This is a genomic window from Priestia sp. 10L35, assembly GCF_056395685.1.
The window spans coordinates 1-22,599 of record NZ_JBFTKA010000021.1 but is presented as its reverse complement, the minus strand read 5'-3'; the positions used below and the strand labels follow the sequence as shown (position 1 = coordinate 22,599).

Annotated in this window: 25 protein-coding genes, 4 pseudogenes and 1 other annotated feature; of the genes and pseudogenes, 15 read left to right on the top strand and 14 right to left on the bottom strand. The window is 34.0% G+C overall.

Annotation, left to right across the window (positions count from 1 at the left end; genetic code table 11):
- A pseudogene (locus AC1DEF_RS28080) lies at positions 1-180 on the top strand (hypothetical protein); the annotation flags it as partial.
- A 164-nt stretch (positions 181-344) separates the two neighbouring features.
- On the opposite strand, the gene AC1DEF_RS28075 reads toward AC1DEF_RS28080, so the two are convergent.
- The 5 genes from AC1DEF_RS28075 to AC1DEF_RS28055 form a co-directional block, all read right to left on the bottom strand.
- Positions 345-1,154 (bottom strand): class I SAM-dependent methyltransferase, encoded by an 810-nt coding sequence (locus tag AC1DEF_RS28075; RefSeq protein ID WP_097825438.1) that lies wholly within the window; start codon positions 1,152-1,154, stop codon positions 345-347.
- A 260-nt stretch (positions 1,155-1,414) separates the two neighbouring features.
- The gene (locus tag AC1DEF_RS28070) at positions 1,415-2,983 is read right to left on the bottom strand and encodes a 2-isopropylmalate synthase (protein WP_097825439.1); all 1,569 of its coding nucleotides are present in this window, start codon (positions 2,981-2,983) and stop codon (positions 1,415-1,417) included.
- A gap of 57 nt (positions 2,984-3,040) precedes the next feature.
- Positions 3,041-3,284: a binding site (T-box leader), on the bottom strand.
- Positions 3,285-3,838: 554 nt separating this feature from the next.
- On the bottom strand, positions 3,839-4,243 hold the full coding sequence (locus AC1DEF_RS28065; protein WP_097825440.1) for an NUDIX hydrolase: 405 nt from the start codon (positions 4,241-4,243) through the stop codon (positions 3,839-3,841).
- 134 nt (positions 4,244-4,377) lie between these two features.
- Positions 4,378-4,710, bottom strand: a complete 333-nt coding sequence (locus AC1DEF_RS28060) for a hypothetical protein (protein WP_097825441.1) — start codon at positions 4,708-4,710, stop codon at positions 4,378-4,380.
- Between the two features lie 126 nt (positions 4,711-4,836).
- Positions 4,837-4,998 carry a hypothetical protein gene (locus AC1DEF_RS28055; RefSeq protein ID WP_162213433.1) on the bottom strand — a complete coding sequence of 54 codons (162 nt, stop codon included), beginning with the start codon at positions 4,996-4,998 and terminating at the stop codon, positions 4,837-4,839.
- Positions 4,999-5,097: 99 nt separating this feature from the next.
- Between AC1DEF_RS28055 and AC1DEF_RS28050 the strand changes: the two genes are divergently transcribed.
- Positions 5,098-5,232, top strand: coding sequence for an anti-repressor SinI family protein (locus tag AC1DEF_RS28050; protein WP_141425901.1), 135 nt, complete (start codon positions 5,098-5,100; stop codon positions 5,230-5,232).
- A 64-nt stretch (positions 5,233-5,296) separates the two neighbouring features.
- On the opposite strand, the gene AC1DEF_RS28045 is transcribed toward AC1DEF_RS28050, so the two are convergent.
- From AC1DEF_RS28045 to AC1DEF_RS28035, 3 genes are all read right to left on the bottom strand, one after another.
- Entirely contained in the window at positions 5,297-5,443 is a 147-nt protein-coding gene (locus AC1DEF_RS28045) for a hypothetical protein (RefSeq protein ID WP_477727704.1), read from the bottom strand.
- Complete coding sequence (locus AC1DEF_RS28040) at positions 5,427-6,431, bottom strand: DUF3231 family protein (RefSeq protein WP_097825442.1); 1,005 nt, start codon at positions 6,429-6,431, stop codon at positions 5,427-5,429. The genes AC1DEF_RS28045 and AC1DEF_RS28040 overlap by 17 nt, the downstream gene beginning before the upstream one ends.
- Before the next feature lie 776 nt (positions 6,432-7,207).
- A complete protein-coding gene (locus tag AC1DEF_RS28035) occupies positions 7,208-7,435 on the bottom strand; it encodes a helix-turn-helix domain-containing protein (protein ID WP_043981743.1) in 228 nt (75 codons plus the stop codon).
- 260 nt (positions 7,436-7,695) lie between these two features.
- On the opposite strand from AC1DEF_RS28035, the gene AC1DEF_RS28030 reads away from it, so the two are divergent.
- The 3 genes from AC1DEF_RS28030 (at position 7,696) to AC1DEF_RS28020 (ending at position 8,712) form a co-directional block, all read left to right on the top strand.
- Entirely contained in the window at positions 7,696-8,217 is a 522-nt protein-coding gene (locus AC1DEF_RS28030) for a hypothetical protein (RefSeq protein WP_097825443.1), read from the top strand.
- Positions 8,204-8,368 (top strand): hypothetical protein, encoded by a 165-nt coding sequence (locus AC1DEF_RS28025; RefSeq protein WP_162213431.1) that lies wholly within the window; start codon positions 8,204-8,206, stop codon positions 8,366-8,368. The genes AC1DEF_RS28030 and AC1DEF_RS28025 overlap by 14 nt, the downstream gene beginning before the upstream one ends.
- Before the next feature lie 212 nt (positions 8,369-8,580).
- Positions 8,581-8,712, top strand: coding sequence for a hypothetical protein (locus AC1DEF_RS28020; RefSeq protein WP_255255828.1), 132 nt, complete (start codon positions 8,581-8,583; stop codon positions 8,710-8,712).
- 170 nt (positions 8,713-8,882) lie between these two features.
- On the opposite strand, the gene AC1DEF_RS28015 is transcribed toward AC1DEF_RS28020, so the two are convergent.
- From AC1DEF_RS28015 to AC1DEF_RS28000, 4 genes are all read right to left on the bottom strand, one after another.
- On the bottom strand, positions 8,883-9,329 hold the full coding sequence (locus AC1DEF_RS28015; protein ID WP_097825444.1) for an RDD family protein: 447 nt from the start codon (positions 9,327-9,329) through the stop codon (positions 8,883-8,885).
- 622 nt (positions 9,330-9,951) lie between these two features.
- Positions 9,952-10,371 carry a hypothetical protein gene (locus AC1DEF_RS28010; RefSeq protein ID WP_097825445.1) on the bottom strand — a complete coding sequence of 140 codons (420 nt, stop codon included), beginning with the start codon at positions 10,369-10,371 and terminating at the stop codon, positions 9,952-9,954.
- A gap of 71 nt (positions 10,372-10,442) precedes the next feature.
- The gene (locus AC1DEF_RS28005; RefSeq protein WP_097825446.1) at positions 10,443-10,937 is read right to left on the bottom strand and encodes an SMI1/KNR4 family protein; all 495 of its coding nucleotides are present in this window, start codon (positions 10,935-10,937) and stop codon (positions 10,443-10,445) included.
- Between the two features lie 43 nt (positions 10,938-10,980).
- Entirely contained in the window at positions 10,981-11,763 is a 783-nt protein-coding gene (locus AC1DEF_RS28000; RefSeq protein ID WP_097825447.1) for a ParB N-terminal domain-containing protein, read from the bottom strand.
- A 160-nt stretch (positions 11,764-11,923) separates the two neighbouring features.
- Between AC1DEF_RS28000 and AC1DEF_RS27995 the strand changes: the two are divergent.
- Positions 11,924-12,008: pseudogene (locus AC1DEF_RS27995) on the top strand.
- Positions 12,009-12,074: 66 nt separating this feature from the next.
- Here AC1DEF_RS27995 and AC1DEF_RS27990 read toward each other — a convergent pair.
- Positions 12,075-13,376 carry a replication protein gene (locus AC1DEF_RS27990; protein WP_477727703.1) on the bottom strand — a complete coding sequence of 434 codons (1,302 nt, stop codon included), beginning with the start codon at positions 13,374-13,376 and terminating at the stop codon, positions 12,075-12,077.
- Between the two features lie 534 nt (positions 13,377-13,910).
- A complete protein-coding gene (locus AC1DEF_RS27985) occupies positions 13,911-14,477 on the bottom strand; it encodes a hypothetical protein (protein ID WP_097825449.1) in 567 nt (188 codons plus the stop codon).
- Positions 14,478-15,294: 817 nt separating this feature from the next.
- On the opposite strand from AC1DEF_RS27985, the pseudogene AC1DEF_RS27980 reads away from it, so the two are divergent.
- The 9 genes and pseudogenes from AC1DEF_RS27980 to AC1DEF_RS27940 all read left to right on the top strand — a co-directional run.
- A pseudogene (locus tag AC1DEF_RS27980) lies at positions 15,295-16,272 on the top strand (alpha/beta hydrolase).
- Between the two features lie 1,476 nt (positions 16,273-17,748).
- Positions 17,749-18,006, top strand: coding sequence for a hypothetical protein (locus AC1DEF_RS27975; protein ID WP_097825450.1), 258 nt, complete (start codon positions 17,749-17,751; stop codon positions 18,004-18,006).
- Positions 18,003-18,356, top strand: coding sequence for a hypothetical protein (locus AC1DEF_RS27970; protein ID WP_097825451.1), 354 nt, complete (start codon positions 18,003-18,005; stop codon positions 18,354-18,356). Before AC1DEF_RS27975 ends, AC1DEF_RS27970 begins: the two co-directional genes overlap by 4 nt.
- Positions 18,353-19,552 carry a MobP2 family relaxase gene (mobP2, locus tag AC1DEF_RS27965; RefSeq protein WP_097825452.1) on the top strand — a complete coding sequence of 400 codons (1,200 nt, stop codon included), beginning with the start codon at positions 18,353-18,355 and terminating at the stop codon, positions 19,550-19,552. The genes AC1DEF_RS27970 and mobP2 overlap by 4 nt, the downstream gene beginning before the upstream one ends.
- On the top strand, positions 19,552-19,989 hold the full coding sequence (locus AC1DEF_RS27960) for a hypothetical protein (protein ID WP_075422500.1): 438 nt from the start codon (positions 19,552-19,554) through the stop codon (positions 19,987-19,989). Before mobP2 ends, AC1DEF_RS27960 begins: the two co-directional genes overlap by 1 nt.
- 47 nt (positions 19,990-20,036) lie before the next feature.
- Entirely contained in the window at positions 20,037-20,309 is a 273-nt protein-coding gene (locus tag AC1DEF_RS27955) for a hypothetical protein (RefSeq protein ID WP_097825453.1), read from the top strand.
- Positions 20,310-20,446: 137 nt separating this feature from the next.
- Entirely contained in the window at positions 20,447-20,812 is a 366-nt protein-coding gene (locus AC1DEF_RS27950) for a cupin domain-containing protein (protein WP_477727702.1), read from the top strand.
- Positions 20,813-21,053: 241 nt separating this feature from the next.
- Positions 21,054-21,575, top strand: a complete 522-nt coding sequence (locus tag AC1DEF_RS27945) for a DinB family protein (RefSeq protein WP_097825455.1) — start codon at positions 21,054-21,056, stop codon at positions 21,573-21,575.
- Positions 21,576-21,742: 167 nt separating this feature from the next.
- Positions 21,743-22,599, top strand: a pseudogene (locus tag AC1DEF_RS27940) (hypothetical protein); the annotation flags it as partial.

Genomic DNA, 22,599 nt, shown 5'->3' with positions numbered 1-22,599 from the left:
ACAAAAGATCAGAAGTTGATGGTTAATGCCGTAAATGAGGTTGTTTTATCTAGAGTAAGATTTAAAGCTTTAGAAGAAATACTAGAAGAAAAAGGATTAATCAAAGGTGATGAATTATTTGATAAGATTGAAAAAGTAGCTAAAAGAGATTTTGACAAGTTAAAGAAAGAATTACTTTAGGGTAAAGAAGAAATAAATACGTAAAAGTACTCCTATTTTATCAAGGTACTTATTTATTTTTCCATAAAGATCCTTTTCGTATATTATTTCCGAGAAATAGATTTTATAGGTAGCTAAAACCTCCAATCTATTAATATAAATTGGAGGTTTTATGAGAGATACATTTACAAAGTTCTTACACCCTCTACAGCTAACATATACATTGTTAAAGATTGAGCCTCTTTAGTCATCCATTCGCGATATTCTTTTTCCGCCGTTATATATTCTATTTCAGTAATATACCCATCCCTTTCCATTTGAATTCCTCTACTTGAAGCAGTATCTGCCCATATCCCAATATTTGTATTAAAATTAGAATCTGTTCGGTTAGATACCTCGTGTTGAGGGGTTATAATGATGTCTTGAATACCAATTTCCCGAAACATATTAGTAAGGTCATCAGCAATTGCATTATTCATACCTGCGTCAGAACGCCATTTCAAATATGTAGAATAGAAAGAAGTCATACTTGAAGGAGGGGCCGGTTCCCATGATATCTTTTCATGATTATAGTCTACGACCAAAATACGACCACCAATTTTGGCAGCAGATTTCATCATTTGCAATGCTTTCAAAGGTTCGGACAGCCATATTAACACCCTAGCACAGGTAACAATATCAAATTCTCCTTCATAGGTAAGATTAAAGATATCACCTGTTTCAAAAGTTAATCCTGGAGTTTTACCATGATTTTGACGAGCTTTTTCGATTAGATTGGGATTGCTATCGATTCCTACGACCCACCCCTTTGGACCTACTGATTCTGCTATTCCACGTGTAATTGCTCCTGTTCCACATCCTAAATCAAGAACCTTCATACCTTCCTTAAGTATACTTGCAAGCCTTTTATGGGAGTATGTTAGTGACCGGGAATCTAATACGTTTGTTAACTTCCCTGCTAATTCAGCCCGATTGCGGGCAATATTCCCTTCCATATGGTAGACCTCCTAATTAATAAATCCCTACTTTTTCTTAAAGGCGACAATTCGAATTCGTTTATATTCAGCTACCCATATACCATCTTTATATAGATTGGTATTTATTTTATTTTTCCACTTAGGAAACTCAGGAAAAATCATCTGCAAAACTATCTAACCAATAATTTAATCCCTTTTCTCCTTCTGTTAACGATGTAAGTCGACCGAAGTAATTACCCAAACAAACTAAGCACATTCCCTTAAATATTACCTTTTATCTATTCAATCGGAAGTAAAGTATCAACCACAATACTGTTTACAGCATTGATATACGCAAATGCACTTGCTTTCATAATATCCGTATCTGTTGCTTTGGCAACATACTTTTCTCCTCTGTATTCCACTTGAATCTTCACTTTCCCTAATGCTTCCTTACCTCTTGATACACTGCTAATATTATATTCAATCAATTTAATATCTAAATCACTAATTTCTGTAATAGCAGAATACAAAGCATCAATCGGGCCAGACCCGACTGCACTGTTTTTCAATATTTGATCGCCCTTTTTAATCTTCACACTTGCAGACGGGAAATTTGTATTACTAATCACTTGCAAGTCCATTAGTTCATAAAAGTGATCGCTATAATGCGTCATATCCTGATTATGAATATCATTTTTTGCATAATAGTTCTCAACGATGACATATAAATCATGATTATATACTTCCTTTTTTGCATCTGCCAATTCAAGAAAATCTTCAAATACCCCTTCAAATTGTATATTAGTCATCTCATTAAAACCTAATGACTCAAGCGCGTTTTTCACCGCATGACGTCCAGAACGGGCGGTTAAAACAAGTTCCATATCATCTAAACCAACTTCAATTGGACTAATGATTTCGTAAGCATCTCTTGCTTTTAATAAACCGTCTTGGTGTATACCTGAAGAATGAGCAAAAGCATTATCACCTGTAATGGCTTTATTTACTTGTACTTCAAGTCCCATTAAACTACTTACCAACCTAGATGTATTCATGATTTCTTTTGTATTAATATTTGTGTACGCGTTATAAACTGATGAACGCGTATTAATTGCCATAACAACCTCTTCTAGTGCAGCATTACCTGCACGTTCACCAATGCCATTTATCGTACATTCAACCTTATCTGCCCCATTTTTTATTGCAGCTAACGTATTCGCTGTTGCCATACCAAGATCATTATGACAATGGACACTTAAAAGCACTTTATCATTCAAATTTTTCAAACGATCATTTATTTTAAAGATTAGTTCACCAAACTCTTCCGGCTCGGCATAGCCAACTGTATCGGGTACATTAATAATGGTAGCCCCTGCCTTTACAACGGCTTCAATCGTTGCCCATAAATATTCAAAATCGGAGCGAGACGCATCCTCCGTTGAATATTGTACATCTGGTAAAAATGTTTTTGCATATTTTACTGCATCAACGCCGAGATCTAAAATTTGACTTTTCGATTTCCCAAACTTCTTTTCCACATGAATGTCTGAAGCGCCTAAAACTATATGGATTAACGGTTTTTTAGCATATTTCACACTATTATAAACAGCATCAATATCAGCCTTTACTGCTCTTGCTAACGCTGTGATGATCATGTCTTCTGTATTTCCTATTTTCATAGCAATTTCTTTCACAGCATTAAAATCACCAGCTGAAGACGAAGGAAAACCAGCTTCGATAATATCAACTTTCATCTTCTTTAGTTGCTGCGCTACTTCTAGTTTTTCATACAGATTCAGCTTAGCCCCTGGAACTTGCTCGCCATCTCTTAAAGTCGTATCAAACATCCAAATTTTTCTCGTCATTTCAGAAACACTCCTTTGTCATATTAATGTATAAAAAAAGCCCCGCCTCTATAAAAATATAGAGACGAGGCGTTGCTCGCGGTACCACTCTAATTGATTAATCATTACATAATTAACCCACTCATTTTCGGCAGCTATCACCACCTATCTTCATAACGGTAGAAAACCGACATCCCCTACTTATAATGTTCAGGGAGTAGCTCTTGGATGAGTTCAAAGGTAATAACTACCGATTCTCACCAACCACCGGCTCTCTGACAAGTTTATATATCCTTCTAATATTTCCAATCTTTGCTTATTATTATTTGATTACATGCAATATTATATCTATCTAATCGATTTGTCAACAAAATTTTTTGAATATAAAATTTATTAGGAATATAAAAAATATCTCTTTTGCAAGTTATTAATTTGCACATAAACATCCACTATTCTTGAGTAATGTTTAAAGTATTTTCTTAAAAAGATTTTTGTATATTACTTATATTGGAGAAAAATATGAACTATAGTCGTTGCATCGATTGTTGCAGTGTACCTAGCTATAAAAACAATATTTTAAAAGAGGGAATGTTCCCTCCATAGTAGACAAATAAAAGAAAGCAACCTATTCTCCCTACGATGCAGGGGATTTTTTATGGTGTCTTAGATCTAGATAAAAAAATGTCCCTCGATTTGAGGTAATGATTTATAAAGATTAAGTTATTCCTCATAGTAGTATTCATGACAATTCTCATTAAATTAATGGTTGTATTAATCAATTATTTGACCTGCCCTCTATATATTTTTGTAGTTGTTCCAAAAGACAACGAATCTCCATACATGTGTATAGAGGTAAAACAATATACTTGAGCAAGATTAAATGAACTGTTTTTTCTTTTTTATATAATTTAATACAACCTCACGTTCATCTTCAAATAACATGTTCAAATGATTAATTTTAGATATCGGTTGCCAGCAATATGAATCTACGATCTGAACTTTCTTCTCTCCAGCTAATACCTTAACTTCAAAATAGGTCATGTGAACTTCAACATTATAGGTAGTTGCCCTATTCTCTTGTATCTTTTTTACTATCTCTACTTGATAACCTGTTTGATTCCACATTTCTCGAACACAACAATCTTCAATCCTTTCATAGTCTTCAATAGCACCAGAAGGAACAGACCAACGCTTTGGTGTGTTGGGTTTCTCTTGGGAGACCATTAACAATTCATCTTTATTATTTAAGCAAATTATTGCAAAACCACTACACTTACTCACTGAGATCTCCCCTTAGAAAAACATTATAGGCATACAGGTGTTTCTAATAAATAGAACTTAATCAAACTGGATTTTAATCTTAAGCAAGTTCTTTAAAAAATGTTAGAGCGTGAGCTTAAACATAGGTAATCACTTTATTTGGTAAGTGTAACTTTAAATACCACTTCTGTGTTATCTGTTACTTCAGCTCCTTGATAAAATGTACTATGCGAAACACTATGAGTTATAAATCTTTCACTCGTTTCAGGGATCACAACAGTATAATGAGTATTCTCAAAAAAGGTATCATATAATTGATAATCTTCTTTACCCAAAACAGAAAATGAAAACTTAATTTGATCTCTTCCCTTAGTCATTTTTCCATTATTAATAATTCTTTTTTCAAGTCCCACTTCTTCTTTGCTGGCTGTAGACGTAGTAAGGTATTTTACATCAAATACAACATCATTAATGACTAATTCTTTCACTATTAAGTCCTCCTTCTCTACTTGTTTCCTCTCCTTAATTCGCCAAAGATTAACAGGTCACCTCTTTTCTACTGTATAACATATATCTTTCCAGAACCCATCTAAAAAAGCACCCTGAAAGAATACTTAAAAGTTAGTCTGTAAATCTTCAATTTTTTTCTTGAGTTTTTGGCTTTCTTCCTCTAACTCGATGATTCTATCTTGGAGTTCTTTATTATCCCAGTTACTTTCCAACTCTTCAGATAACTTCATTCGCTTTTTATGGATTTCAATTCGTTTTTTAGCCATCTCTTCTACTTCTTTATTTAATAGTATCAATTTCTAATGGCTTGTTATTAAATGTTAGAGCCTAATTAATTCCGATTAGGAAAGTTGGAGGAATCGTGAGTGCTAAGAAAAGAAGATAGTAGGCTTGATCAGGAATGGATAAGTCTTATGAAAGAAGCTTATCAATTAGGTCTCTCAATTGTAGAAGTAAAAGAATTTATATACTCAAATCAAAAAGGACCCGTTTCTAAATGACTCAGGCCTTTTTTTGCGCTTATAAAGTGCTCTATGTTAACTAAGTTTGTAGACTTTATACAGCTTAAAAAGGGAAAAAACCACCATCGGGAAAGAGGTAGTTTTTTCCAGTCGTTAAAATATAGATGTTCAGTTGATGCTCTATTGCATCTTGATTAGTTTGCTGAATAGATTCGTTTGTATTCATTTCTTTATCATTTTTCTTTTGCAATTTCTTTTCTATTAGGAGCAAGTGGTGGCTGTTCTAACCATTTATTTTTCATCATAATATTAAACCATTTTTTTGTTACCATTAAATTCTTTAGAATAACGCCTTCATAAGCAGCTACAAGATCTGTTCGCATGGCTGATGCTAAACCTGTTCCATGATACGCTTGTGCAGCTTGGAACAAGAAACCAATATGATACATCATTAATTTATCAGAAAAAGGAGCGTCTGTTGAAGTTGTTACTTCTGTCTCCCACGATTTAGGAACTGGTAAATTATCCGCGTGCATTATTTTTGAAAAGGATTGTATTTGACCATCAGCCGTTTTTTCCGAGTCCTCTAAAAACTTTCTTACTTCTTTTGATTGAGAGACCTGACTAAATCCAATAGAAAGAGTTTTAGCCATAATGCTTTTCTTAAGGTTGAAGGAAATACTTATGATTTCTAGTACCGTTAAGCGTCTGCCTTTTCCGAAAAATCCATCTAAAAAATCCTGGCTAGAAATATATTCAGGGTTTTTAGCAGGATAAAAATAAGGGTCCCTCTGAAACTCCCCTTTTTCAAGTAATAATTCAATCGTTTGATGATACATCCTTTTTGCCTCATTATCACATGAATCGTAGAAGTAACGTAAGTCTTCTCTGACAGAAACACCTAATGAGGTTGTATGTCCTAGCAAGCCATGTAATGTCATGATATGTAAATAATTCAAGCAGAATATATCAGTAAATAATTTTTTAGTACCTTTATTGAGGTCAAACTCAGTAAATCCAATTGGAACTGGAAACCCTTCGTTTTCTATAAAAGCTACAATTTGTTTCTTTTGGTTTGCGAAGGTCTTAATAGCATCTTCAAAAACGGCCTTTATTGACTCGTCTTCAATAATAGAGAACATATATTGATTTACTACATCTGTCATTGTTCCGTTTACATACTCTCCCCATAGTGTCCCTATTTCGGAAGATGTGAGTTTTAACTTATTCTTATCCATATTATCACCTCATGGATAATATTTACTAATTTATTAATAGATATGAATTTTATCTTAACAAAAATGGCTTTTAGCTTGTAATTTCAGATAACGTACATTATAGTAACTACGATTGTATGTCATATACAGCTTAAAAACAGAAAAACCTATCTCTTCCCAGTCAAAAGAGGTAGTTTTTTCTGTTGCAAAATTTAGTTGTATGAGTCGATATTTAGTAACATCTTGGGTAGTTTGCTCAATTTGCTATTCATTATTCGTTTTATAATCTTAAATAAAAAAAGAAACAGATCTAAAAAGACTGTTTCTTTTAAAATTCCACTCCAACATAATAATTTACCCTTTTGATTGAAAATGAAACATGGAATATGATTATTTTTATAAAACTTATTTTGCTTCTGATAATTCACATTATGGACATTTATGGCGACAAATTTTTTTCGCTGAAGGTGGAACTCAACTCTCCGATAATCTCCCCTTATTATTCCGATTAAATCTTCTGCAAGGTATCTTCACTGACCATGAATTACACGACCTATGTATATTAGTAGATGTAAAAAACACTTTGAATCAACAATCAACTATTTCTCAGGATGATTTTGACCACCTTAAATATTTTTATCACCAACTAAACAGAAAGAAATTTCTCTCATTATCTATCTAACTTTATTCACAATGAACATGAAAAGCCTACTTGTATAAGACCAAGTAGGCTTTTCTGCTACGTTAAAGTCGATAAATTTATGCATTGTTTCCAAGAGAATTATAATATTTTCTATCTACATATCAAAAAAATCATGTGCCTTTAAATTTGGATCTATTTTCCTTAAAGCTTTGAGTATTTTGGTCATAGTTCGCTGTGTAGGTGCATGTTCTACATTTCTCTTACAAAGTTCGCTAACAGTGGACCTACTAACCTTTGAAGTACTCGCTAACCATTGTTGCGAAATTCCTCTTTGATCTAACCATTTTCCTAATTTACTACGTTGCTTACCTAACCCAAACATATATAATCACCTTTTTAGTATCAGTCTTGTCCAAGAATTCGAAGTTTCATACACTTTTGAAGAAAATATCGGAATAGTGGACAAGTTATCGTTCATATCATTTAGTAAGACGTCACCTCAAGACGTCAGGATAATCATCAGGAATGGAGCGAATCAAATGACAAAAGAATTAGCAATCTCGTTATTAAGTCGAAAAGACGTCTATTTAACGGTAGAAGGCAAACAAATGTTAGAGGTCATTTTGAAAGAGAAAAACGCGTATGAAGAAAAATAAGAAGGCCCAAAATCAAGTAGACACCTATCGACCGACTGTGCGGTATCATTCTATTTACCGTACATATGTAGATAGCCTTTTTCAGGCTACCGAGTTAGACCGAAATCAAATTATAAGGTGTGCACTTTTTACTGCAGCGCACAATCCTGTTTTCTTAGCGTTAATGAATCAGTATAAAATGAGAGACGTCCCTCTTCCCTCATCTCCGTGGCAGCCTTCTTCCCACCCATTATGGATGGAACAAGAGCCCAACATCGGAAAGAAAGGAGGAGGAGAACATGATGATCTTGAGCGAAAAGGAACGCTTACAAACACTTCTACGTTACTTGGAACACCAACAGATGGCCAATCAGTGTCAGGAACTACTACTCAACCCGACCGACAGCCTTCCACCAATGAGAAGACAGCGCGGGTTACAAGACGTCAGCAACCGATTAAGAGACGAACAAGGGAGATTCCTACCTTACAATTATCAAACAATGGAGGAATTAGACTTGATTTTAGATGAAGAATTCGAGATACAACGAAAACTAAAAATAGATCCGATTGAAGGTTCTTATAATAGCTATGCGGTGAATGAAAAAGAAAAGAGGGACTGGAGTGGAAATATCTATTTAGCTTGTGTCGCAGCAATTTTAGCCATTGCCTTTTTCACCTGACGTCTTTTTAGAATAGTGTCGATATTTTGGTCATAAACATATAGCATGAATACAGTTAAGACCGCCTTATAAACTGATACATAATGGGCGGTCTTTGTTCTAAATATGATTAAAAACGTTTGGAAAATGAAAATGATTTCGGTAACGAAAAATAAAGAAATAGAGATATATTAAATGTACCTTTTTATACTTGTGACATAGGAGGAATGTAGATGGAAAATAGCCCTCGTTTTGGAGAATTAGTTTCTGATTTTGAGAAATGTTTAGATCGACATTTAAATGACAAAGAAAAAGAGTTACTTGCATGGATAGTGAAAAAAGAACGTAATAAGTATGTTCAATAATCTACAGTTAACCTTTTCATATTTCAAGAAACTTTCTGATGTGTAGCTATTCTACTCATAACTGGTAGTTGCTACACAGAAAAACCTCCTACACCTTAATCTGTAGGAGGTTTGAATAGTCCCCAATAGTAGATTAGAAATAGAAGGTATTCGGCATTGTTGATTAAGTATTAATCTACAAATGCTTGTTTATCCTCTATTTCACCGGGCTTTGAATATGTAACATACGTCCCTGCCATCATGTCATGCAGACTTCTTTTATCCTTACGGAAAACCACCATGAACACACTCACAATTAAAGCAATACCTAATGTAAGGCCATAAACAATGCCGGCCACAAGAACTCTTAGTAGCATTGCTCCGATTCCAAGTTTCTTTCCATTTATTTTGACAATTCTAACCCCAACAATTCGTTTCCCTATAGTATATCCATACCATAAAATAGGTACAGCAACCGCATAGATGAAACCTATGAGTGATGTAATGGGATCTTCACGATCAAAGTCTCCTGTAATAAGAAAGCCAATAAGCCCCAAAGGAATACTTACGATAATGCCATCTAACAGATTTCCTAATAGGCGTATCCAAAATCCTGCTGGTTTTGTTACTTGATCCACTTTATATTTCTCCCCTTCTTGTAAATTAACACTTTATCTATCTAAATAGCTCCTCAGATGATGATAACATGATTGAGGAGGAAGGTAAAAAATATAAAATATTTTAAATTTATCCACTAATAATAAAATACATGTCTCTAGTATTGATATTACTAAAGACATATTCATAGAAAAGAGATAAAAGATTAATTAGTTTTTTTTAGTTGTAAATTTCCCTTATCAAAGATAATAACGGCATTATAAGCTTCATATAAGGCATACACAGGGTCACAAAAAGCCATAAATACAATCATAGTTGGTACCTTTTCAACAATAGGAAAATGGCCGGACAAGGTGTTGACTTTTTCATATAAGTTTCTCCTTTTTGAAATGTAAAAGAGTAGAAATAATAGGGTTATTAAATATATAACATTGCTCTTTTAAAAAAAGCTTTAAATAAGTTTAGAGCTGTCTACTTTGGTAGGATCTACACGTTTCACATAGGTAGCTGTCATCGAATCGTGTAAACTTCGCTTACCCTGGCGGAAAACCACCATAAAAAAGCTAATGATAGCAACTATTCCTATTGTAAGACCACACATAAGACTCACGATGAAGACACGTAAAACCATAGATCTGAAGCCTACATTTCGCTAAGGTTATAGTTAAATCGTTTGTATACCTTGTTTTTGTGTTGGTGATTCGTTTTCATAATGTTGATGATGACATGTTGCTCACTTTTCCAATGCACATTCACATCATGAATCATAGAAGGTTGAATGCCTTGAAGCTCTTTATATTGGTTAAGAGTGCTTCCGGGTTGTCCGTAGTACATTCTAAGAGAATCAGCCTTTTGTTTTTGCTCATAATCAAAGTAATCAGTGGTTTGTTTATACATCTTTTTTACTTCAACAATGCTTTGTTGATTAGGAGATGTGCTGGTTGTAAGTGAGACGCTACGTATCATGTTTGGTTGCTGTTGGCTTTTATCCAAGAAGTGGTTCATCATAAATACAAGAAAAATTACTCCAAAGGATAACATGATCCAAAGCCATTTTTTCATCTCGACACTTCCTCTTTTATGATTGAAAATCAAAATGAGTAGATGATTTCATTATGAAATAGCATTTTCTGCTATTTCGTATCCTCAGATAATAACATACTCAAAATCTCTTGAAAGTTCTCAGCCACTTTTGATGTAGCTGGATCACATTCATATGATTTTTCGTAATCTAGGAAATCAACAGACGGATTGTTTTTATCATAGTGAAAGTTTAAACATAAGTAATCTCCCCATGCTAATTTCGCAATTGAAATTAGCTCAGATCCAATGAGATCTTCATCATAAACATTCCGTCCTTGTTCTACTAAGGAAGTTTCGCAGCAACCAATATCGTACACACCATAAGGATGGTCACTGAAGTTTTTAATAATGCCTAAAAAACGTTCAATTTGACACCTTTTATTGATAATTGTTAGTGGTGTAGAATTTATTACTGTACATCCGTTATATTGTTTCAAGAATTCTTTATACGCATTGGGCAATTGGATGCGAAAAGAAGCTTCTATTTTTGCAATGTCTTGCTCCTCTGGTAATGGATAAATGACGCTTTCCTTCACCAATCTCATTTTTATCAGTCCCCTTGCAATAGGCCATCTTCAAGGAAATACATTATGACTTTTGGTATTCATACATAACCGGAACTTTATCCATTTTAACGGTTTTGGCTACAACATAACGACGATAACCGTCTTTTAAGACATTCGATCCTTTTTCAATCGTCAATGGCTCATCTAAGCGTCCTGTGCGTTTCACAAAATCAATGACCTTTTGGGTTTTTTCAGCATTTGGACGTGTCTTTAAGAATTCTTCAGGTACGATAATGTCATCAAAGTTCAACAAATCCTGTGTCCCTTTAGGTTGGTTCGGTAGTGTATTCTTTTTAGGCTCAGCCTTCTTCGCTTCTGTAGGCTCTTGCTTTACTTCTGGCTGAACAGCTTTTGTTTCTTTCTTTTCCTCTTTTGGTGCAGGTTGAGAAGTAGCTACCGATTTTTCTTCCTGTTTGGTAGCAGCAACTTCTTGTTGCGCTGCAGAAGCCTCTTGTTTGGCCTCTTTTTTATCGTTTGATTCATTGTCTTCTTTGTCTTTCTTATTCGGGAGAACGGTAATCTGGAAGCAGATTACGCCTACTTCCCCAGGGCATTCATCAATTGGAATGTCTAATGTTGGTTCTCCTTGAATTAAGATTTTTTCCTGCATAATACTTTTTTTCGTGAGACCTGTTTTGTTAAAAGCCTTCTTTGCAACAAATACCGTGTACGAAATAAACGTACTCTTCTTCAAGCCTTTAGGCGCAGATGGTGACCCTTTTTCACGCATATCAAAGGCAACATAGCGATCGTATTCTCGTAGTGGTCCTGTGGCTGATCCAGTTAACGTAATTTTATGTGGCATAATGTTCTCCTCCTGCGTAGATATAGATTTATTTATTATTTAGAACAGTGTTCTAAATAAACATATCCTAATAATAATTCAGCTTATAAGGGATTTCTTTACTTTTTACATTTTCTCCTATCGTACATATAAACAGAGACAAGGCGCATACTTTGAGTATGGACTTGTAGCTCAATGGCAGAGCAGCCAGTCGTATTACACTATACAACTTCGGCTTCTTGCGGGTTCAAATCCTGCCAAGTCCTTTCTTAAAACACTGAATACGTTAAAAATAATGAAATTCCTTGCTGTGCTTTGACTATTTTTAAACATTAAGAAGCTGGTTCCTTTAATTTAGCATGTTGATGCAATAATTCTTGCTCCTCAGGTGTTAATGCTTGTCCTAAATCTTGTTTAAGTTCCGCCATTTCTAATGAACTGTACGTAGAGCATTGTTCTTGCAGCAAGCATTCCTCTTCTGGTGTAAGCTCTTGTTCTAAGTCTTGCTTTAATTGAATCGTTTCAAGCTGTTGTTCTAAAGATATTTCTACTTTTTTTGTCCCCTTCTCTTGATCCTGCTCAACCTTTAACCAATCAGGAACGATTTCTTTACGGATAATATGTTTTGGTATAAACAATTTTGTTGATGACTCGTCTTTATGTATAACTTCCTTATGAGTTGGATATACTGATGAATAATCCTGGTTTTTAGGATCCACCAACTGATAGAATTGGTTTTTCGCAATTTTATAGAGTAATTGGCACATATTATCTAAGGACAAAGACTTTCCTTTGTGATTAGCTTTATGTACATATTTGTCCAATCCAATAATCGATGTATACGCAATTTCATGTATTTGCCCTTTGGTAATATCAATCTCTGTATCTCGTTTGACCGTTTTTGCAGCGTTTTGAATGCGAGCATAAAAGTCTTTTAATTGATGACCATACTTACCTGCGTAGACTTGATTGACTTTCTTAGGAACACCTTTGATATAGATAAATGACTGTGAAGCAGACATTAAATGATTATTTATATGATTTACAGGTAAATCAAGGTTAATAAAGGCACCAGGTGATTTATCAGTCTTTAAGCTTGGTGTATCAACGTTTTCCGCACTTTCTGGATACATCACAGGAAGCGTCACAGGAGTGGTCATTTCTTCTTGTTGGACCGTTTGTATACCTGTTGTATCATGGGCAAAAAAGATTTCGTCGCAAATCCGATTAAAGTTCTTATGGCTTTTAAAAATAAATACATAGCTATCAGGGTGAGTACCTGTTGCATCCTCTTTAATGTAACGTGCTACAAGTATAAAAGGTGTCGCTTTTAACGAACGTACAAAACGAGAAACCGTACTTTTAGAAACTTCAAATTTCTTCATGAGCGTTTCAGAACGAATGGCTTGGATGCCTGTAGCCACTAGGTTATAGATGACATGATCGAGCATTTCCATTCTTTTTTTAGGAAATTCTTTATGTATGGCTGATTGGTTCTGTTTGTAATGGGTACGAATAGTTTCTAAAAACTCTTCTTTCTTTTTCCGAAGTATGGATTTATTCTTCCATAACCACTTAAACCTTCCGTTGAAGGTGTCTACATCTTTTAAATAGCAGGTCAATATTTTTGTCATTTGTTCATCTTCTCCTTTAAGGAACACAAAAAAGACACTATTTCCCTTAAGAAAGGAAAACAATGCCTTGATTTTGATGAACTAAGCCCTTGAAATAGATGTTAATTTCATATAAAATAAAAACATAAGTTTTACTTTATAGAAAACTAAATCTATTAACAAGAGACTTCGACAAGTGTTTTCCCTACTGTGATTAGGGGGAACGGTTTAAGTGTGTTGGTCGCACTACTTAAACAGTTGAAGTCTTTTTTCTATTCCGGTCATTTTTGTTAGTTTTATTATAGCGTTAATTAATCTCATAATTCAATAAAAATTAGTAATATATCTCAAAAGAATTCTTTTTAACTATTTTTCCTTAATAATAAATTTATTTTATTATACAATTCATTTTAAAGATTGAGGAGGGTCAAAAAAATAACCCTCCTCAATCTATTAAAAATGTGTTATAATCAACGAATTTTATAACCAAATGACAACATAACAATAAAAAGCTTCTACTATCTCGGGCACTGACCGACTAGTAGAAGCTTTTTATTATTTACCTATCAATTTTTCCCACCATGTTTTTTTCTTTTCTAACTCTGCACTAGCAGAAGCTTCTTCAATCATTCTTTTACTTTCTGATAATCCTTTTCTTAACTCTCCTATTAACTCAGTATCTTTTCTATTTATCATTTGCTTCAATTCTTGATTGGTTTGGCTAACTTTCTGTAACTCTTCTACTAACTTTTGATTAAATTGCATCTGCTGTGTCATCTGTTGTTCTTGTTGTTGTAACATCTTTTTTATTTCACTTAGTTCATCGTTTATAGAGATAGAACCTTTTTCTTCTTGATTTTTGACTGTAATAGTTATAGGAAGTCCATCACTTGCCAAATTATCGTTTACATCTTCTTTTAGTAACCCCTCGCTATAGAGTTCACGGATTTTCTTTAATAGATCTAGCGATTCAATACTTATTTTATAACGTCTACCTTCTTTTTTAAAATTCAAAAACTGTTCATGGTTAATTAAATACCTTTTTAATGTTTCAGGAGGAATATTGGTATATTCAGATGCTTCTGGTACACCAATGAAGTTTGGACTTTCAGAATTATTCATGTAATCCACCACCATTTATTAGTGTTTTATGTACATTCACTCAGTTCACAGTCATTCATTTGCAAGTTTCATGAAAGTTCATCCGGTTCACGGTCATTCACTTACCTTATTTAATTATGTTCACTCAGTTCACGGTTATTTACCTGTCGGGTTTATGGGTGTTCACTCAATTCACAGCCACCTATTCATTTAATTTTATATGATTTCGACAAAAAATCAACAATTCCTGTCTGGAGTTTGCTCATATATCTTATTTTATGAACTGTTATGACGTTAGTTTAACTTAAGTTCTACTTGGGTGGGTGTTGGTGTGTTTTGTAGTGAATACATGGTGAACTTGGGGTGAATTTAGTTGAACTTATTCTTTGGTTGTTTGAAAAAAAGTTGTTAAGTTCAAATTTAGTTCAACTAAAGATGAACTTGTTGTTTTGGATGAAGCCAATTTTTGTTCTAAAGAAATAAGGTGGGTTCTGCAATGAACTAATAACAGTTCATTATCTATTTTTAGGATGGAATTAATATAATTTCTATTCCAAATGTAGAGAATGTCTACTCAGTTAGTGGGACATTTAACATTAATTAAAGTGAGAAAAATTCTTTTTTATAAAAGTTAGGTCTATAGACTATCGTACGATTCAAAAAAATGGTAAAAAAGGTTTTATTTATCTTAATGTCAACAAAAAGAGATTAATTGGTTCTTGTATATCAGAAATAAAGGGGTTGTTGATTCATGTAAATCTAGTCGAGAGTTTGATATCATGATGAATAATGTAAAAAATAACAAAAAATAAATAATCAGCTGGGAGGAGATATTAACTTGTTACTTTCAAAATTGATAGATCATTATGCTCTGCATGATTTGCATAAAGACCGAAGCGAGGGGGATCAATATTATATTGAGTCTGCTCATATACCAATAAATATAGATAGAGAAACTTTTTTTGAAGTACCAGCATCACTTTCAGATATTGGACTAGACATAACTTCTACAGACAAAAGGTATAGTATAGGTGAATTTGGATTTGAAAGTTTGATACCTTCTGGTGATGTTTCCAATGACTACGTAAGAGGTGAGGCTTTCTTAAATGAAGATGGAAGTACGCCGAATGTTATTTTTGTACATGGTTGGAGAATGAAAGGGTTTGATAGAGTAAAGAAGATTATTCATAATTCAATTATGAATAATTTAGGATGGAATATGTACTATTATACTCTTCCTTACCACCTAGAACGTCAGCCCGAGGCATCACTTTATAGTGGAGAATTTATGGTTAGTGCCAATATTAATAGGACTGTTGAATCGACTAGACAAGCAATTGTTGATCTAAGGGCTTTAATTCGATGGATAAAAAATAACAAACAAGGTCCTGTAATTATAATAGGTATTAGTCTTGGTGGCTTTATCTCAAATTTAGTTGCTACACTTGAATCAGAAATCGATGTATTAGTTTCTATATCCTATTCTAATCGCTTGAGCTATTCGATATGGAATACGATCCGTGGTAAGTATATAAGATAGGACTTAGAGTCTCATGTGGTCGATTACAACGATCTAGTGAAGTATTGGAAATTAACCGAGCCAAATCAAGCCCTTCCAAAATGAATAAGGAAAATATACTACTAATTTCTGCTAAACATGATCAGTACGTCCATATTCAAGATGCAGATCTGTTATGGGAGTCTTGGGGGAAACCTACACGTTATGTCTACAAATGTGGGCATGCAGGAATAGTACTTAAACGGAAAAATTCCAAAGGGTACCATTTCGTTTCTACAAAATAAGCTAAAGAGGTAATGGACATATGTTTATAATGTTGGCTTTACTGTGGTTAATGAGTTCAATCCTTTTTTTAGAAATCCTCAAAACGAACAAATTATATAGGCAAGTGTTACTTGGAGGGATAGGAGCTTTACTAGGAAAAGGGATAAAACGGCCAAAGTAGGTATTACACTTGGAGGGGATGTTTACATCGATAGGACACTATTTCACTCCATACGGTATGTTGATTTTTGCAATAGTTTATTCAGATGTCATTTGTAATGTACGAAAGCGAAACATATCAAAGTTGCTTCTGCTAGCTCCAATTTTTATAATGTATTCTATGTTTTAGGTGTACTCAGAGTTTAGAGTTGATTTTCGTATTTTAGCAATTTGGGTAGTACCATATGTAGCAGCTAATATTTTATTGATATACTACGTATAGCGTGAAGGTCGTCCAATTATTAAAAGAAGAAAAATATTAACTTGTGTATTTGTATCAAAATTAATCATGTTTCTTTGCTAGCTCATCAATTTTTTTAACAGTAATAGAATCAACATTTCTTATTTTAATTTCTCATAACTTATGTCAATTCTCTAAAATAGTGGTGCCTCTTAAAAAATAGTGAGAAGAGCATAAGGGGTTTTTGCTATCACAGAGTGTGATAGGCTAGGCAGAGCCTAGCAAAACCATGATATCATACAAAAACTTCAAGGAACCCCCTCAGCGCACCCTCAAATTAAGGGATAGTCCCTTCACCGGCCCTTTAGTGATTACAACATTTGTGCCAGAAACCCCTTCGCCGACCCTTCATAGTTGATAAATGTCCCCTCAGGGGTCACTTCGTTTTGAGGTGTTTTTTGAAAGAATAAGACAGAAGCAAGCAATCTTTTTCATTTTTTTTACATGTTCATGGTTAAAACGGCCATTTGTTTTTACTTACAATACAAGTGATTTACGCGTGCCTTTTTATCATTTATGAATCGATTTTTATTCTATAAACGATGGCTGTTCTAAAAAAATGAAGGATCACGGCCCATTAACATTTATCTTTTTCATGTTCACAGCAGGTTCATATGAGTTATAAAAAGATGTTGTAAAAAAGAAAATAAAAAAACTATGGAAAGGCTGCTACGGAATCAAAGATTGCGATGGGAAAAGATGCGATTCAATCTAGTAATGAAAGCATTTAGCTCAATGCGGCTGGACATAAAAGCTTACAAGAAAAGTAACAAGTTTTAGTCATGAAATGAGAAAACCCATGAAGACGTAAAGGGGACATGGCTTCAAAATAGGGGGACATAAAGGGGACATTGGGATTTTAAAGGGAGACGTAAAAGGGACGTACAACAAAAAAAAGGGACGCAAAGGGGACATTTAGTGATTTTCTTTGTACCCACGGTTTTGCTAGGCTCTGCCTATCCCCACACCTATGGTGGGGGCAAAAACCCCTTATGCTCTTCTCTCTTTTGTAGTGGGTAACCACAATTTACAGGAAAGGAACGAATGTTATGGATATTCTTTTACGAGATATTGATCCAACTGCCGTAAAAAAAATAGATGAGATTGCAAAAGAAAAAAAGATTTCTCGTCAAGAATTCTTAAAAGGTCAGGTTGAAACACTGGCTGTTTTTCAAGAACAAAAAGATCGTGAAGCAGAACTCGAAAATATCATCTATAAAAATATAAAGATGATGGAAAAATGTGCAGTTGCAATTGAAACAATTAATGGATTTATTCAAGAAATGATGGGAGAGGATGAAGAATGATGAAGCAAAGACGTAAAATTTCATTCGATACTGAAACAGATCAGTACATTCAAAATTACATGGAAGAACATCGTTTGCGCTTTCCAGCTGATGCCATTTCTCAAATATGTAAAGAACATAAAGAGGCTCAGAAACGTGAGGATGATTCAATACAAAGAATGGTGAAGTCTGTTACTCAAAATATAGATAGTCTCTTAGAAAGAGAACGTCGTCATATTAGAAATGCATTGTGTTGTGCAGAAAAAAGTATCCAAAGGTCAACCATGAAAAATTTTAAAGAAGTTGAGGATTATAGAATCGCAAAAACTGGTAAGTTGATGGCTACTATTGTAGAGGGATATAAAAAATGAAGCCGTCCTCTGTTACACCAGGAGTTGTACTCAAAACGAAATTTATCACGTCTGATAAGAAAGCTTTTCAAGATTATGTTGATTATGTAGATCGTGAGGAAGCAAAAAAAGAACAGGGAGCACATGAAAAACTGTTCACTCTTTATCAAGATTATATGGATAATCCTGATAAAACGTCTTCTTTATTTACTCAACAATCTAATCACTTAAATGAAGAAGAGAAAAAACAATTAAAGAAGTTGTTTGAAACAGCACAAAAAAATAACAGTATTATGTGGCAAGACGTCATTACATTTCATAATCCTTGGCTCCAAGAAAATGGTTTATATGATGCTCATACTCATACAGTGGATGAGAAAAAATTAATGGACATTACCCGTCAATCCATGAAGGAAATGCTTAAAAGGGAAAGGTTAAATGAGTCGGCTGTTTGGTCAGCTGCCATACACTATAACACAGGGAACATTCATATTCATATTGCAACAGTAGAACCACAACCTACTCGTGAGCGAGGCAAAAGAAAACCTAAAACATTGGATGCGATGAAATCAAAAGTGGTGAATCAAATTTTAAATCGAGGTGAGCAGCAACAGAAAATAAATGAGTTAATTCGAAAGGATATGGTCGGAAAAAAGAAGCAGGATTCTTCATTAAGGTGGAAGAATCGTGACATTCAACCATTGTTTCTACAAATCTATAATCATCTTCCAGAAGATAAAAGGCAATGGCAATATAGCTACCGAACATTAAAATCAATGAAGCCATTTATTGATGTGCTGAGTCAAAAATATATTGAAAAGTATCATCGCAATGAATATCAACAATTACTTAAAAAGTTAGATAAAGAAGTAGAAGAATTAAAGAAAGCATATGGAGAAGGAAAGGTTGATGAAAAACGATATAAGAATTATAAGCAAACAAAAATAGATGATCTCTATAAGCGAATGGGGAATGCTTTTTTAAAAGAAATGAAAGATTATGATAAGCAGCAGCAACACATTAAAAGAATGGTAGAAAGTAAGAAACAATCAAAACGTCCTGCAAATTTTAATCAACATGTCTCCATGCATTTTGCATTAAAAAAGATGGAGCGAGCGTTTAAATCAGAATATGAAAGTTGGAAAAACCAAAAACATTATGAGCAATTGCAAAAAGATATTGAACATAATCGAGAAGCTGAAAGGGGTTATGAATGATGGAGAAAAATCGACGTACCATTTCATTAGATACGAAAACAGATGAATATATTCAAGCTTATATGGAAGAACATCACTTTCGTTTTCCTGGGGAAGCAATTATGGATATTTGCCAAAAGTACCAAGAAACCAAGGAAAAGGAATGGTCATTACAATATATTTCGGAAGTGGTTAGCAACAACTTACATCAGGTTTTAAAAGATGAATTAACGAAGATTCGTCTTGGGGCAAACAGTGCTGATAAAAACACACAAATTTTAATTGAATATATGAACGGCCTTTTCTTCCATCACGGTTTTGATGGATTAATGACAACCGATTTACAAGAGTTAGATAGCACGAAAGTTGCGAAGGAAGCTGTTGAGAAGCGTATTGCGAATCAACGTCAAAAACGGATTGATTGGGAAGAGTCCAAGGGGAAACAACCATCTCATTGATGGATTTATATAAAGATAGTTTTAAAAATATAGAGGAGGAATAAGATATGTTTTTTAACAAAGATTTAGTGTTAGCTTCGATCAAAGCTGTAGGAGAGGATCATGCTATTGTACAGTATCAAGACAAAGAGGTAGAGGTGAATTTAAGTCCAGAAGAAGCGAAGGAGTTTCATCAATATGTGGTGCATCAAGAGAATATGTTGGTGCCAATGAATATCAAAACACAGAAACTTTTTGTGGATTTAGAAGAACCTTGGTATGAACAAGAACTAGAAGAACTTAAGGAGATCTCTTATCAAGAAGATAAAGATTTGAAGTGAGGGTTCAATACCTACAAAAGGTACAAGGTTTATAAAACATTTGTAAAAAATTACTCCTTTTGGTTATCATTAACCCAAACGATGGTTTTCTGTTAGTTAGTATTTAATAGATTGATAAAAAAGGAGAAAAGAAAAGAATGGAATATATTTCGATTAATTCACAAGAAAAATTAGCTAAATTCACAGATCTTTGGTCTCCAAAAGTTATTGCTGAAATGAATGACTATCAGTTTAAACTGGTTAAGGTACAGGGAGATTTTGTTTGGCATAAGCATGAAGATACAGATGAGGTGTTTATGGTCCTTGAGGGTCACTTAACAATTGAATTTCGCAATGGTGAAGTGAAATTAAATCAAGGTGAAATGTTTGTCATTCCGCGTAATGTTGAACATAAGCCTTACGCAGAATCAGAGTGTAAAATTATGCTTGTAGAACCTAAGGGTGTTGTTAATACGGGTGATAAGACAACTCAGCAAACAGCAGAAAATGATGTCTGGATTTAAACTTTGGTAGAAAAAAATTTCATTCAAAATAATTAAACCTTTATTCAGTTATTTACTAATCTAAAGAAAAGAAGTCGAGAGTTAGAACGGTGAGAGAGCATTAAGCTCTCTTTTTTATTGGTCGATTACCCATTAAATGAAGGGAGGTCTATATCAAATTTATTAATGTTGGCTTTTCTTATTTGCTGTACAATGAACCTAATAATATAAGTGGGAATATTCAAATAAAGGAGTAGAGAATATGGAAAAACAAGAGTACGAATGGGTAAAACAAACACGTCAAATCTTATTAGCGCAATGTAAAGGGTTGAATGAAGGTGATTTTACAAAAGAACTAGGATTTGGTTCTCAGAGTGTAAGAGATTCTTTGATTCATATTGCAGGTTGCTATCATGCGTGGCTCGGTTCTTTTGTTCTTTTACAAACGAAATCGCCTCTTTTAACAAAAGAAGTAATTAGTAATATGCAGATAAGTGATATTCAACTTTATTTTGAACAAGCAGATGCATATGTGGATGCCGTATTTGAACAATTTAGTGATAATTTCGATGACATTATTGAAGGAGAACTTGCTTGGAGACCAGAGGTTAATAGTATAAGAAAGACTCCGCGACAATTGCTCATGCATACAATTACACATGAATTTCACCATAAGGGGCAAATTGTAGCCATGTTACGTTTATTGGGTCATATACCTAAACATACAGATATAATTGGTTTACCTGACAAGGAAGTTGGATCAGTTGCTTCAAGTAAGGAATAAGAGAGTTAGTTAAAGGTTCTTCCTTCGAAATTAACAAACTTTATTCAACATCTACATGTAACTTAATAAAATTAAATGAAAAAGAGCAGAGGTTGTTCATTCCTCTGCTTTTTTTCATGCAACTTGTACTTTATTTATTATCTAAATACTAATTACCTGGGGGGAAAATGATGAAAAAAGTGACATCTCTTTCAGATGACCAATTTAATACCCTTATCGCTGATAAACGGGAACTCAAGAAGTTTATGAAATACCCACAAAATGAAAAAATCGAGGCAGATTGGGCCAATATCAGTGGTGAACAGCTGCAAGACATCCCTCCTGGTGCTGTTTACTTAACACAATCAGCTATAGGAGAGGAAAAACCGCAGGTTTTACTTGTTTCTACGGATGAAAAAGGGCAAAAACAAGCCTACAAAAGTGAAGCAACACTTGATTTTTTAAAGAGTCATGACGTGAACCCTGTTTTAGAGAAAGATCGAGAAACGCAGCTCAAAACGAGCTATATTACGTTTTTACAGGCTCATGACAAAGAGAAACCTCAAGATATTGATAGCATGTTAGCCCGTGTGAATGCAGAAAACGATTATGTCATGTTGAAATCAAGTGCCTTAAAGGAAAAGCAGTTCAACTCTGACCAATTGAAGGGCATGGAGAATGAGCTTTCTCATCAGTTTCAAGCACGTAAACAGGCACAAGAGAAGGACCGATATCAAGAAGATTACAAACAAGAAGTACTAGAAGTTATGCAGCAGCCTAGTGAAGAAACACAGTATAAGCATCTGTTTAAACAAAACTTGTTAGCTCAATTAGGCATATCAAGTGAAAAAGATTCTTCTAAAGAAGCGAAAAAAGAAGCCGAAGCAGAAAAAGCTCCTGTCGAAAAGCAGCTGAAGCAAGAAACACCTCAAGAGAAAGAACAGCGTTTGGCCAAAATGAAGGAGTTTGAACAAAAGCATTCCTTTGATAAGGTGTACAAATTAAAAAAAGAAGTGCTGCAGGAATTAAAAGAGCTCAATTTGAC